11 protein-coding genes are annotated in these 12,999 nt (G+C 41.4%); 6 read left to right on the forward strand and 5 right to left on the reverse strand.

The window, feature by feature from the left end; translation table 11 throughout:
- Window positions 1-15 precede the first annotated feature (15 nt).
- Together I8752_RS07800 and I8752_RS07805 are read left to right on the forward strand one after the other, a co-directional pair.
- Window positions 16-711, forward strand: coding sequence for a response regulator transcription factor (locus I8752_RS07800; protein ID WP_214431744.1), 696 nt, complete (start codon window positions 16-18; stop codon window positions 709-711).
- Window positions 701-913 carry a hypothetical protein gene (locus I8752_RS07805; protein WP_214431745.1) on the forward strand — a complete coding sequence of 71 codons (213 nt, stop codon included), beginning with the start codon at window positions 701-703 and terminating at the stop codon, window positions 911-913. The genes I8752_RS07800 and I8752_RS07805 overlap by 11 nt, the downstream gene beginning before the upstream one ends.
- A 599-nt stretch (window positions 914-1,512) precedes the next feature.
- Here I8752_RS07805 and I8752_RS07810 read toward each other — a convergent pair.
- Window positions 1,513-1,803, reverse strand: coding sequence for an Npun_R1517 family heterocyst differentiation transcriptional regulator (locus I8752_RS07810; RefSeq protein ID WP_214431746.1), 291 nt, complete (start codon window positions 1,801-1,803; stop codon window positions 1,513-1,515).
- Window positions 1,804-2,559: 756 nt separating this feature from the next.
- On the opposite strand from I8752_RS07810, the gene ndhM reads away from it, so the two are divergent.
- The 4 genes from ndhM (at window position 2,560) to I8752_RS07830 (ending at window position 8,609) form a co-directional block, all read left to right on the forward strand.
- Window positions 2,560-2,919, forward strand: a complete 360-nt coding sequence (gene ndhM, locus I8752_RS07815) for an NAD(P)H-quinone oxidoreductase subunit M (RefSeq protein WP_214431747.1) — start codon at window positions 2,560-2,562, stop codon at window positions 2,917-2,919.
- A gap of 682 nt (window positions 2,920-3,601) precedes the next feature.
- The gene (locus I8752_RS07820) at window positions 3,602-5,887 is read left to right on the forward strand and encodes a PP2C family serine/threonine-protein phosphatase (RefSeq protein ID WP_214431754.1); all 2,286 of its coding nucleotides are present in this window, start codon (window positions 3,602-3,604) and stop codon (window positions 5,885-5,887) included.
- A gap of 295 nt (window positions 5,888-6,182) precedes the next feature.
- A complete protein-coding gene (locus tag I8752_RS07825; RefSeq protein ID WP_214431748.1) occupies window positions 6,183-7,757 on the forward strand; it encodes a CHAT domain-containing protein in 1,575 nt (524 codons plus the stop codon).
- A gap of 204 nt (window positions 7,758-7,961) precedes the next feature.
- On the forward strand, window positions 7,962-8,609 hold the full coding sequence (locus I8752_RS07830; RefSeq protein WP_214431749.1) for a hypothetical protein: 648 nt from the start codon (window positions 7,962-7,964) through the stop codon (window positions 8,607-8,609).
- A gap of 516 nt (window positions 8,610-9,125) precedes the next feature.
- Here the strand turns inward: I8752_RS07830 and I8752_RS07835 are convergent.
- From I8752_RS07835 to I8752_RS07850, 4 genes are all read right to left on the reverse strand, one after another.
- The gene (locus tag I8752_RS07835; protein WP_214431750.1) at window positions 9,126-10,511 is read right to left on the reverse strand and encodes a PrsW family glutamic-type intramembrane protease; all 1,386 of its coding nucleotides are present in this window, start codon (window positions 10,509-10,511) and stop codon (window positions 9,126-9,128) included.
- A gap of 525 nt (window positions 10,512-11,036) precedes the next feature.
- A complete protein-coding gene (locus I8752_RS07840) occupies window positions 11,037-11,636 on the reverse strand; it encodes a DJ-1/PfpI family protein (RefSeq protein WP_214431751.1) in 600 nt (199 codons plus the stop codon).
- Window positions 11,637-11,721: 85 nt separating this feature from the next.
- Window positions 11,722-12,174: a nitrate reductase associated protein gene (locus I8752_RS07845; RefSeq protein ID WP_214431752.1), complete on the reverse strand. Its 453-nt coding sequence runs from the start codon at window positions 12,172-12,174 to the stop codon at window positions 11,722-11,724.
- A 58-nt stretch (window positions 12,175-12,232) separates the two neighbouring features.
- Complete coding sequence (locus tag I8752_RS07850) at window positions 12,233-12,682, reverse strand: phosphate-starvation-inducible PsiE family protein (protein WP_214431753.1); 450 nt, start codon at window positions 12,680-12,682, stop codon at window positions 12,233-12,235.
- Between the last annotated feature and the right edge of the window lie 317 nt (window positions 12,683-12,999).

Here is a 12,999-nt window from a genome sequence, read left to right on the forward strand (position 1 = left end):
ACAAGGAAATTTTCAATGTCAGCACAATTGTTACTGGTGGATGATGAACCAGGATTGCGGGAAGCCGTGAAAGACTATTTACAAGAAAGCGGTTTCAGTGTTCAAGTCGCCAGTAACGCCCGTGAAGGTTGGGACTGGATGCAGCAGAACACACCTGACTTAGTGATTTCTGATATCATGATGCCTCAGGTGGATGGTTATCAGTTCCTCAAACAACTGCGAGAAGACCCCCGCTTTCAATCACTCCCGGTCGTATTTTTAACTGCTAAAGGAATGACAGGCGATCGCATTCAAGGCTATCATGCTGGTGTTGATGCTTATCTGCCTAAACCCTTCGATCCAGATGAATTAGTGGCAATAGTTGAAAACTTACTGACCCGCCGTTCAGCCAAGCTTCTGGCTAAGGCTGAAGAGGGTGAAACACCAGATATTGCCGAACTAGCCAGTCAGATTGCCCAAATCAAGGCTCTATTAACCCAAAGAAATGCGATCGCTCAATCCCCAACTCCCTTTAAAATCGACTTGACCCCCAGAGAACAAAGTGTTCTAAACTTGGTCGCTGAAGGATTGATGAATAAAGAAATTGCTCGTCGCTTAGAAACCAGCGTTCGCAATGTAGAAAAATACGTCAGTCGTTTGTTTAGTAAAACAGGTACAAATAGTCGTACTGAGTTAGTTCGTTTTGCCCTAGAACACGGTCTTGCTAAATAAACGTAAAAGGGACTGGGGATTAGGGATTAGGGATTGGGGTAGTGGTAGAGCAAACGCTCATATTGTGGAATTGTGCTTTAACCCCTCCCAAATTTGGGAGCAATTTCCCAGTACCCAGGAAACCTTTCCTGTGCGGCTGGCTCCTCAGCACTCAGCACTCAGCACTTTGCTACAGCATCACCAAACAACACTGAGTTTATAAACAAGTCGTCAGAATTGAGGATGAATTCTGACGACTGACACTTTTATTCTGTTGAGATAAAACTAGTCTTCTGTGCTTGGATTTGAATTCGTTTGCACCTACCTTAACAGGGATATTTCTAACTCCTGACTTCACTGCTATCAAGATAATGCAGTTGAGGTAAGACAAATTGTAGGTTGGCTTTAGCCGCAGTAAAACCCAAAAAAGCCTTAGTAATGTAGGGTCAATCGTTGTTTTTGTGCTGTTTTGAATGGTAGTTTTATTTCTAGCGTAGATACACTAGTTCATAGTTCTTCAAATTCAAGTAAAATCCCAGTTAGGGCTTCTTTCCCTGAAAGATAAATTTTCAAAGACCGTAACCCGCCTCAAGCAAGGTATTACTTCATTACTACGTACTTAAAAATATTCGTAGCCTCAAGGGCAAAGACCCTATGGATACTTTTTTGGCTTTTGAGAGAGTAGTATCATCTTTAGCTTGTAGCCTAAAAGTTAGGTGGTACAAACTAAGTCATTGTCAAAGAGAATAAGTTTAAATTATAAAAATTTACCATCATATCCTCAATCAACAATTTGCCACCACTCAAATTTTAATTTGAGCCTTAACTATTGGCTGTTGTTGTATCAACAGAATTGCGTAAGCGCATTAGTTGGCGGCGCATTTGGGGTGAGGCTTTAAACTCAGATACTTCTTGAGCTTTAACAGATGCTTGCAGCGTCTCTAGGAAGTCATCCGAACCTTCGGTTAAAGCATCCAGTAGCACCTGCAACAGTTGTTCGCGATCGCCCAGTAAACTCTTTTCCTCAATCAACCGAAATTTGAGATGTATTTCGCACTCATAAACACCTACTTCAATATTATTTATTTGGCGTGGTAATGCTTTCGAGTTCATAGTTTTGAGGGTTCCTGTACTTGGTGGTCATGAGAGTGAGCGAGCTATATCCAAGAGCAAAAATTCTTGATGTTTTTTAAGTTCACAGCCCAAAAATTAAAAATTTTTCCTCAGTCCATAGCATTTATATTCCATTTCACTCTCTTGTGATTTTTTCATAGCTAAACTTTACACTGCCTCTGTCAAGAGCTTCGTGCCCTAAATATGCTTTAGGTAAGCCATAACTATTATTCAGTTTTTAAGATTCTATACAATAAAGTTTTTGTAAGAAGTTGTTATGGCTTTTTAAAGGTTTTTACATCAACTTTATCTTAACGTCAACAATAGTTTGAGTTTTTACTGAACTTTTGGTGTTTACACGTAAGTAAATACGCTGTTTTTTTTTGCTTTTATTAAAGCCAGACGTAGCTGTAGGATAATTACGTAAAATTACTGGATGTACGTTTTATTCATCATCAAAATCAGGAGACTTTGATGAATAAATTTAGTGTAAGTAAACCTCAAGTTAACTGATACCATTTTGAATTGCAGGGAACTGGGAATTGGCAAAAGGGTAAGGGGTAAGAAAAAAGGGAAATAACTACCCCTTTGCCCTTTAAGCTTTTGCTTTTCCCCTGTTGTTCCAATTCCTGCGGCTACTATACTTTTGTCAAGAAGTTTAAGTTACATTCCTTGCTTGTGCGTGAAGTGCATTTTAGCCCAAGCATAGCGTTTACAATGATTTCAGTGTAATCAACTCAAACCTTACACCCTTCTATGGACAATCCAATGCTGCTCAAGTCCACAACCCGGCATATCCGCATTTTTGCGGCAGAAATTGACCGGGATGGCGAACTGGTTCCCAGTAGTCAGGTTTTAACGTTGGATGTTGACCCAGACAACGAATTCAATTGGAATGAAGATGCACTGCAACAGGTTTATCGGAAGTTTGATGAACTTGTAGAAGCATCTAGTGGCGCAGACCTGACAGACTATAACTTACGCCGCATTGGGTCAGACTTGGAGCATCATTTGCGATCGCTCCTACAAAAAGGCGAAATCAGCTACAATCTCTCTGCTCGCGTCACCAACTACAGCATGGGACTTCCTCATGTTGCAGTTGACGAGAATAAGTAGATTTCAGACTGACCAGTTATGAGTAATAATTACTATTACGCCTAACTCTTAGGGGTATGGCAGTGCCATACCCTTAAATTTTAGATAACTTGCTGTTTCTCAGCTAATTTCCGACTTTTATCTCCTTTTTACCAAAAAATATCCTGATAAAGTGTTTTCCTAAATTAACGACTACGCAGTTGTAGTAACTAGTGCCTAGGCACAAAGCCTGCGACTAGACAAACCCCTAAATTATTTAGTCATCAGTATTCATCAAATCTGGAAATGGTAAAAAAGTACTTTAAGAGACAGCATCTCAGCCATCTTAATTCTTAATTAAAGTTAATTGATGCACGAGACTTATAAACTAAAGAAATATCAGCATTCTTTACCTCTTGCTAATGGGTAAATTCATGAATAACTAAACAGTTTAGATGTGTTTGGGTTATGCTTTGGTGACAGGATTAAACTTAGCTGCTATGACCATAGAGAGCCATAGAGCAATAGAAGCTATCATGAGGCTGTAGGGTTAATCGAGGAGTATGTTCTTGGCATAGATATAAGTAAATTAATTTAGTATCTGCTGGTATCTGCCAGCTAAAATTTACGATCCTCAGTTGGATACATCAAGTTTAAGAAATATGAGCGGTGTAGATTGCCGCTGCTAACACTGTTGAAGAAATCGCCGATCGCCCCGAACACTATGGAAAATGATGCGGCAACGCTCTACTGCCCTAACGAAATTTGTCAGGCTGCTAACCCCCTGACTCATAAGTTTTGCCAGCGATGCTCCACACCCCTACCTAAACGTTATCTCTGGGCTGTGGGAGATGGTCTGAGTGGGGGTAGCCCCGGAGAAATATTAAGCGATCGCTATTTAGTCATTAGTAAATCTATTGTTTTAGACACCAAGCCAGGGTTACTACCCGAAGCGCCTGAGTTAGAAAATTTGCAAAGCATCAGAGCTTATCTAAGACTAATTCCCTATCGCTTAAACGTACCGCAGGTATATGGAGTTCTTGCTTTAGGTGAGGGACGTTCGCAAAAAGAAGTCTTACTTTTAGAAAAACCGCCGCTGTTAACAGATACTACTGTTTCCCAAGTGCAGCTATGTAGCCAATTAATTACTGCTTGGCGCGATGCCACATCAATGCGTCAACTCAATTGGCTATGGCAGATAGCTCATTTGTGGCAACCTTTTGTAACTGAAGGCGTAGCATCAAGCTTACTCGACCCGCATTTATTAAGGGTAGAAGGGTCGTTAGTCCGCTTATTAGAATTACGTTTTGACTCCGAAGCAATTAACTTAACTCAATTAGGTGAATTTTGGCGACAATTGCACTCACATGCAAAACCAGTCATAGCTGAATTTGTGAAAGAAATTAGCAGTTCGCTAATTCAAGGGGATATTAATTCCTCAGAGATATTAATTGCTGTTTTAGATCGAGGATTGGCAGAATTAGGACGTACTCAAACACCCAGCATCAAAATTATCACTAAAACTGATACTGGACCGAGCCGCCAACGTAACGAAGATGCTTGTTACCCGCCCAGTGGCACGCTGGTGAGCAAACCACCCCAAGCAACAGCCTTAGCCATTGTTTGTGACGGCATTGGCGGGCACGAGGGAGGCAATGTCGCATCCAATTTAGCGATTGAAACGATTCAGCAGCAGGTGCAGCAACTGACAAAAGTTCCCTACGACCACATAGAACCCTCACTTTTGCTGGCTGACTTAGACATAGCCGTAGCAGTTGCCAATGACAAAATTAGTCAGCGCAATGACGGCGAACACCGACATGGACGGCAACGCATGGGCACAACCTTGGTAATGGCGTTGCCTCTTGCCCAAGAAATGTATATCACCCACGTTGGTGATAGTCGGGCTTATTGGATTACGCACCATAACTGTTATCAAGTTACCCTCGACGATGATGTTGCTTCTAGGGAAGTCAGACTCGGCTATGCCATCTATCGGGAAGCCGTGCAACAGAATGGTGCAGGCTCTCTAGTTCAAGCTTTGGGCATGAGTTCCAGCAACTCATTACATCCCACCTCTCAACGGTTTATTCTCGACGAAGATGCTATTTTTCTTTTAACATCTGATGGATTGAGTGACTTTGACCGCGTTGAAGAATACTGGGAAGCGGATATCTTGCCAATTTTGACTGGTGAAGAAAATGTGGGCAATGTTGCTAATAGATTAATCGAAATTGCCAACACCAAGAATGGACATGATAATGTCACCATTGCTTTAGTACACTATCAACTCCAATACCATGAGCCAGAGTTGAGTCTGAAAGCAGTCATCCCAGAAAATGTCCCTGTCAAAGCTCCTGCATCTGCGATCCAAGCAACACTATTAGAAGATAGCCCTCCCCAAAAAACAAAAGTAATTCCAGAAAACAAGCCTGCCCCAACTACTCAACTGCCGTTTCATTTGATAGTACCGTTAATATTAGTTGTAGTAGTTGGTTCGATGGCATACTGGCTCAAGCAACGACTATCGCCATCATCAGGAACAACTCCAGTATTCTCTAATCCAGTTGCTACCTTGCAGCCAACTGCCTTAGAACCACCAACAGCGCGATCGCTTAAGAATCTGGCTCCGGGATGGGTGATTAAAACCAACCGAGAAATTATCTTAAGCAATCGGGAAACCTTTCCTCCTGGCAGCTATTTGGAAGTAATTGATAAAAAACCTAATCCTCAAGCGATTTCTGGAGGCTCTTCGGTGCAGATGCGACTATGCTCAAATGAAGGAACGCTAGCTCCAGCTAATCCCAAGAATACAGTAGTTTCCAAACCTTCGCAGGCATCTAAGAAACCAGTTTTGATTGACTTATCTCAACTACAACGCTCTGAGGTCACAGTCCTACAAGCAGATGATAGAAGTCCATGCGATACCGTGTCACAATCTCCAGACAGCCAACCTTCTGCACCAAATGCCCAAACTGATACCAGTGCAGCTGAGTCAAATACTCGATAAACTAGTAAAAACCTGAAATAATACAGGTCATTATAAAATAAAAACTCAAGCTGTTATGGCTTTTACCCCTAACTTGAAAGTGCTGAGTGCTGAGTCACCAAAGTTTGCCTGGAGGGAGACCCTCCTTGCAACTTCTCACTGAGTGCTGAGTTAAAAGTTAAAAAGATAAAGGGGAAAGGTAAAGGTTAAAGGGAAAGGGTAAAAACTTTGTTTAATATCCTTTTCCCCTGCCTCCCCTGACCCTCTGCCCTCGTGCTCCCCCCTGTTTACTTTTACCTATTGGTTTTATGAATCAATGCCATCCCTGAACTTGGCGATCGCCCGTCTCATCAACACTGGCACAGATAACTTTGCCATTTGGGTGGTCAAAGCTCCCTATCCCAGTGGCTATGTTCTGCGTGACTGTGTATGGCCTGTTGAACTTTCTCAAGTTTGGCAAGAATGGCAGCAGTTATTTACAGGTCATAGTGGTTTAAATATTTCTTCCAAGGGCACGCAGACTCAGGCAAACCCATCGTTAGACTTAGGTTCGCCTCCTTTAGGTCAAACTAGTTACAGTATTCGTTTGATGCAACACCTGGGCATTAATTTATGGCGTTGGGTATTTGACGGGCCGATTCTTGGGAGTCTCGAACGCAGTCGCGGCATTGCTATGGGTCAGCATACACGTTTGCGCTTTCGACTAGAAATTCGCGATCCAGACCTCATCGCCCTGCCTTGGGAAATTATGCAGCGCGAACCCGGTCAATCGGCAATGTCTCTTTCGCAAGATTTGCTATTTAGTCGTACCACTAGTGAAGTTGAAGCTCTGCCATATTTGCGAGCCGATCGAGCTTTAAACATTTTGCTGGTTTTAGGACATGATGAAAATCTGCAATTGTCAAAAGAAGCCGCTAGTTTAGAACAAACCCTCTCAAATAGCGTTCACAAAGGTAACAATTATAACGCTTATGCACCTTGTACAGTGAACACACTCATACAACCAACTCCACAAGAGTTGATTCAAGAGCTAGAAACAAAAGCGTACAACGTCTTTTTTTATGCTGGTCACGGACTTCCAGACCCAGACGGAGGTATATTCTTTTTACGTTCGGGTATGACGCTCAATGGCATAGAATTAGCACAAGCTCTAACCCGTAGTGGTTTAAAATTGGCGGTTTTTAATGCCTGTTGGGGAGCGCAACCGGCTGCTGTGAATCATCAAGCTATCCCTGCTAGCAGTATGGCAGAAGTAATGATTCGTCATGGTGTGCCTGCTGTTTTAGGAATGCGCGATGAAATTGCCGATCGCGAAAGCTGTAGTTTTATTCAATCCTTTGCCGAAGCTTTGCGATCGCGTAAACCCATTGATGAAGCAGTAGCAGAAGCCAGACAAGATTTGTTAACAGTATATAAGTTCAACCAACCTGCTTGGACGTTGCCCGTTCTGTACATGCATCCAGATTTTGATGGCGAACTAATTAAAAGCTTTGATGAAGGAATTACCGAACTACCAGACACTGCTATCCCCAGCATAAATTCTAGTTTTGCTAGAGCCTGTTTGCGATCGCTCGCACCAGGAGGTAAAACATGGTTTTTGCGATCTGGTGTTACCCGCATTGGTCGTACAAAAGAGAATGATATTGTCATCCCAGAACCATCTGTTTCCAAGCGTCATGCCGAAATCCTCTGTCGGAACAATCTTGCCAACAACACTCCAGTGCGAACATATTACCTCCAAGACTTTTCTACTTACGGAACAACTTGGTGTTCCAGTCCCAATGGTTGGCAACAAATCCTCCGAGAGGAAGTCCCTCTCAAGTCGGGAATGCAATTAAAGTTTGGAAGTTCTAGAGGTGAGACTTGGGAATTTATGATTGAAGATGCTTAGGTTGAGACTGGGGATGAGGGAACAGGGGAAGAGAGGGAAATTACAACTGACAGTTCATTAATTATTAATAAAATTTGGATTTGCTTTATTAGCACCAGCATTCAAAAGCTAGTTTTCTCTTAGATTAATCTAGTTTTTTTCGGAAATATGACAATGACAGGTGTAGCTGTCAATAACGCTAATTAATTCATCTGGAGACTATCAATGGCAAACAAAATCAACACTTCAAATAATTTCCACTCTTTAGAGTCTCAAGTGGAATTAGAGCTATTAGAAGTATTACTAGAACCAGAAGATACTATTTATCCTTGGAATCCGACTGATAATGAATCAGAAGTATATTTTGACGAACTAGAACGGCAGTTGGGTATGGAGGAATTGCTAGACGAGGAACTGTCTATACGTTCGCAAAGTTTTTACAACCAACTAGACAATCTCTGGTCAGAAGTTTCAAATCAACCATATTACAAGTGTAGTATGGAACAGTCACTGATTAACAGGCTTCAAAAAACTTTACATACTGCTTTTGCTGCTGGTGTACCCCAAGGGTGGCTCAACGACATTGCTACCAAAGCTACTGAAACTTTTTCTTTGCAACAATCTATGGGCGAACAACTAGTGCAGTGCGCTCAAGCTGTACTACCTACATGGGCAGCAGACGACCTTTTTGTATTAGCTCGCCCCTTTGCTTATGCTATGCGTAGTAGTGAATCGCACAATGTAACATCTGTAATAAATAACGTTGAGAATCGAGAGTGGACAAGTCTATCAGAAGTAGAGCAAGCAAAAGTTAGTATAGCGATCGCTTACTACGCTCTCAAACAACTAGATAGCTTTCAGCCAAAAGCGTAACTCTGTTATTTTCCTACCGCATCTCTTAGCTTTGATTAAATCTCGACCGCAGATAATTTTGTGTCTCGGTGGCACTTGTGCTGCTAGTTTTAAAACTCCTCAACTATCAGTCTTTAGGTATAGGTATTCCAGAGTAATCTCACCATAAGTTAATATTCAAAACTAGCGCTATCTATCCTAAGACATAAAAAAGAATTTTCATTTATTAATAAGCTAAAGCGCATTCATAGCAAAGTGCTGAGTGCTGAGTACTAAGTGCTGAGTAAAATCCGGTTGCTGTAAGGATTTGAGCAATCGCAATTGTCCTAAAAGGTGTGACTACGGCTATAATTTTCGGAAATACTCATAGTGGTTGTTGACCGCTGACTGTTGAGTGTCAACAGTCAACTTAGGTCAATGGGCAATTTCAAAGCGTAACAGCTTATAACATAGACAATCTTTGTGCGTAAGTACTGAAAGTTTTCCCCTTTCCCTTTAACCTTTACCCTTTATCCTTCTTTAATTTCCCTGCCTCTCCTATTTAGGGCCGAGAAAGCGGGTGGCAAAATTTTGCGATCGCGTCGGTGATAACGCCCGTGCTTTGAGAATCGCTGCCATCAAAAAAGCGTAAGATAACACTCCAACGACTACCAAAAGTAAAGCGTTGATCGATCCCGTAGCGTTCCATAAGGCATGGAGTGCGGCAGCACTAAGATAACCAACTGTAAGAATTTGCCAGCTTCGCCGAGGCTTGAGTACAGCTAACCCAATAAAGTACCCTAGATAGCCACTGTAAGCCATGTGTCCTGCCACAGAGCCGAGAATGCGGGGAATCAGCAGTTGTAAACCCACCAATTGACCAGCAGCTCCGATACCTACCTGTTGGGCAACATTGTTTGTAATTTCTGGTACATACTGTGCCAACGTTTCCAACAAGGTGAAACCCACAGCAGAGGCCGTTCCTAAGAGAATCCCATCTAAAGGTTCCCAAATGCCAATGCGTTCGCGCCAAGGTGAAGGTAATCCTCTGCCGATGAAATATGCTCCGATTACAGGCAACGCTTTGAGTAATTCTTCCATCAACCCAGCACCAAAAAACATTCGCACTAGTAATTCTGTGAAGGTGGGAAAATCTTGAGGTGAGGGCAAATTCCCAGGCAAGACAACGCGAAAGACGAAGATAAATAAATCCAACAGAGGACTGAGCAAAATCAGCGTCGTACTCAATGCTGCAAACATGAGTACCCACCACGGCTTTTGTTTTCCGCAAAGCTGGTAAACAAAATAGTAGGCAGCGGACGCTATATAAATTGCTACTATGACTTGATTAGCTTGAGGCTGACCTACCGTAGCAAACATCAGTACCACAAATACTACTGTTAGTATTCCTGGTATGAGGTAAGCTTTACGCGTCAAATCTTTACCAGTAGAAATAATCGGAAACAGTTGAGTAAAACTAACCGAATCCGGCTGCTTGATTTGTGTGTGGTTATGGAGACTCGCTGCCGGAGATGGCAGGGGTGGGGCTTGTGTTGGTGTTGACAACACTGTAGGGTGAGAGATTAATTCATATTCAAAGATGAATTGTGGCCCATCAGCACCCAAGGCAATGCGATCGCCTGCGTGTAATTCTTGACAGCCATACAAGCGTTGTCCATTTAAATAAGTGCCATTGGCACTATTAAGGTCGCAAAGTAGCCAGCTAAATTTGCTATCTGGAGATGAAGAAAGGGGACGAACCACGGCATGACGACGAGATACCATCCGATACGTCATGGCATCTAAGACAACTTGGCAGCTGGGGTCGCGTCCAATCACCACCTCTTTACTGGTAAGCAGCGAGTAGCGATCTGACCCAGAAGCTACTCCATTACCAGACACTTGCCGCAGAAGAGCGTTATGTCTTGCGTTTTTGCCTGTCATCGAGTTACAGTATCTTTCCAAACTAATTCATAAAAGATTTCTGGCATTAGGACTTGACCTTAGCCACACCAACAGCAGCATTGCTAAATACACTATAGCTTTACTTACTGCTAATAAATTTAAAATTCACTCATGCAAAATTTAAATTTATAGAAATCTATTTTGACAAGCATTCTGGCGATTATGAAAGTTTTTGTGCTCTGTTTAGCAGACATATTAATTCAGCGTGCATAGTTAATGAGTTCTAAAATCCTACTGCCAATTAAATGCACAGCAGTCGATTAAATATTAGTAGTATTAGCCACATTTATTTGTATTTAAAAAACATAAAATCTTTCATCAAGGATGAAGGTTAAAGCAGGAGCTTGTACCAGTGCAAGCAGCAGGAGAGCAGAGGGGCAGAGGGGACAAAGAAAAAATAATAACTACTTCTGCCTGTTCACTGTTCCCTTTTTCTCCTGACAACTAACAACTGACAACTGACTCCTAACTTTTAACTCATACTTTCCATTCCCTATTCATCTTTCATACTTTAGCTATTTCTGGGTGTTCAACCTTTGTTCCAAGTACTTTAAGAAATTCCGCTAGCCAACGGGAATGAGCAGGCCAAGCTGGTGCTGTCACTAAGTTGCCATCAACTATTGCCTCATCAACTGGAATCTGCACGTAAGTACCGCCCGCACTGCGTACATCTGGACTACAAGCAGGGTAAGCAGTACAACTTTTGCCTTTGAGGACATCGGCTGCCGCTAATATTTGTAATCCGTGGCAGATAGCAGCAATAGGCTTATTTGCTTGGGCAAAGTGACGGGTAATATCTAATACCCGCTGATTCAAACGGATATATTCTGGCGCTCGTCCTCCAGGGACAACTAAAGCGTCATAGGTTTCAGCTTCTACTTCTGCAAATGTGGCATTTAAAGTGAAGTTATGACCGGGTTTTTCACTGTAAGTCTGGTCTCCTTCAAAATCATGAACTGCTGTTCGCACTTTTTCTCCAGCTTTCTTGTCTGGGCAAACTGCATGGACGGTGTGTCCTACCATTTGCAAAGCTTGGAAGGGAACCATCACTTCATAATCTTCTACATAGTCGCCAACAAGCATTAAAATTTTCTTTGCTGCCATATTTTAGTATTCTCACTTACTTTGTCAGTTGTCAGTTGTTAGTTGCAATTTAACACTGACGATTGACCAATGATTATTAACTAAGTTAAAGCAAATGAAATTCTGCTATGGCTAGGGGAAAGTTTTTGTTTTCATGCCCTGGACGGCTGAGTTTAATTAGGGCAAAACGCTGTAAGGAAGTTAAAGCTGCCCACTGTTGTAGTGTGAAAGTGACACCTATTTCTTGAGCTTTTTCTTGAAGACTTGCTGGTACGGTGCTAAAGTCCATCCATGCAGGATAAGGGTCGATGGGCAATTTTGTAGGTGGTGTACCTGTACGCTCTAATACCAACTGCTGGAGATACTCTTGGTAGGACTGAATTTCGGTTTCAGAATTGCAAGGTAACTCAACTAGAGCTTCGCGTTCGGTTTGAGTCATTTTGCTCCAATCAGACAATTTTAGTTTGATGCCACAAGTATCTAATTTGTAGCGTACTTGCATAGGTATGCAACGCAAAGAATTAACAAAATCTGCTTCAAATTCAAAAAAATCTGCCATAACTAGCAATTTAAACTTGCAATGTAAAGTAAAAATTTATGCTGTTGTTGTAAACTTACTATTTAGAATTACTTAAACGAATTATCAAATAACTGATTGACAAAGCTAAAATGGCAACTCCTAAACCAATAATATCAATACCTGAAACTTTTTCTAAATCAAGAATAATTATTTTACGAGCCACCGCAATTAAAGATGTGACAATAACCAATTCAACTTGAAATACATGTCTTCGTAAATATGCTGTAATATTTTCTAAAATTTCTAAAGCAATTAAAATATTTAAAAATAAACCAAAAGTTTTAAATAAAACTGTGTTAAATGTGCCGTAGGGGACATAAAATAATTCTTTAATAAGAAAGACTACTAAATCTCCAGTTGCTACAAAAATTACTAAGACCATCAAAATAGAAAGAACTTTGGAAACTAGCACCTCTATATTCTCTATAAAGTGCATAAAGTTCTCATCTTTAGTAGCTGTTGTCATCTGCCGAAATAATTTTTTCATTTGCTGCACCCCATTTCAATTAAAAAGACAAAAGAAAAACCTCATAGATAAATCTAGAGGATTGTCAAAAATCTTTAGTCGGTGTGTTATGAGTTGTATGTCATGATTGTTTTTTTATTCCATAGCCAAAGCATAGGAAAAAGAAAACTACTTACTACAAGAGATTTTATCTTTCTGATGTTGGTAATTTAGCAGAAATACTTAGTAATAGTCGAGAGCCAAAACCCTAAAATCAATAGCTAAAAGTAATCATAACTATTGGACTTATTGCAGAAGTCGGGAAAAGGGGAAGGTGGGGTCTCCTCTGGGGATAAGGG

Source organism: Dendronalium phyllosphericum CENA369 (assembly GCF_016056275.1).
In the GTDB taxonomy this organism is placed as follows: domain Bacteria; phylum Cyanobacteriota; class Cyanobacteriia; order Cyanobacteriales; family Nostocaceae; genus Dendronalium; species Dendronalium phyllosphericum.

What these genes read in the sequence shown, in the direction of transcription:
- I8752_RS07800 (WP_214431744.1), top strand. Translation starts at nt 16, where the DNA reads ATGTCAGCACAATTGTTACTGGTGGATGATGAACCAGGATTGCGGGAA.
- I8752_RS07810 (WP_214431746.1), bottom strand. Translation starts at nt 1,803, where the DNA reads ATGAACTCGAAAGCATTACCACGCCAAATAAATAATATTGAAGTAGGT.
- ndhM (WP_214431747.1), top strand. Translation starts at nt 2,560, where the DNA reads ATGGACAATCCAATGCTGCTCAAGTCCACAACCCGGCATATCCGCATT.
- I8752_RS07820 (WP_214431754.1), top strand. Translation starts at nt 3,602, where the DNA reads ATGGAAAATGATGCGGCAACGCTCTACTGCCCTAACGAAATTTGTCAG.
- I8752_RS07825 (WP_214431748.1), top strand. Translation starts at nt 6,183, where the DNA reads ATGCCATCCCTGAACTTGGCGATCGCCCGTCTCATCAACACTGGCACA.
- I8752_RS07830 (WP_214431749.1), top strand. Translation starts at nt 7,962, where the DNA reads ATGGCAAACAAAATCAACACTTCAAATAATTTCCACTCTTTAGAGTCT.
- I8752_RS07835 (WP_214431750.1), bottom strand. Translation starts at nt 10,511, where the DNA reads ATGACAGGCAAAAACGCAAGACATAACGCTCTTCTGCGGCAAGTGTCT.
- I8752_RS07840 (WP_214431751.1), bottom strand. Translation starts at nt 11,636, where the DNA reads ATGGCAGCAAAGAAAATTTTAATGCTTGTTGGCGACTATGTAGAAGAT.
- I8752_RS07845 (WP_214431752.1), bottom strand. Translation starts at nt 12,174, where the DNA reads ATGGCAGATTTTTTTGAATTTGAAGCAGATTTTGTTAATTCTTTGCGT.
- I8752_RS07850 (WP_214431753.1), bottom strand. Translation starts at nt 12,682, where the DNA reads ATGAAAAAATTATTTCGGCAGATGACAACAGCTACTAAAGATGAGAAC.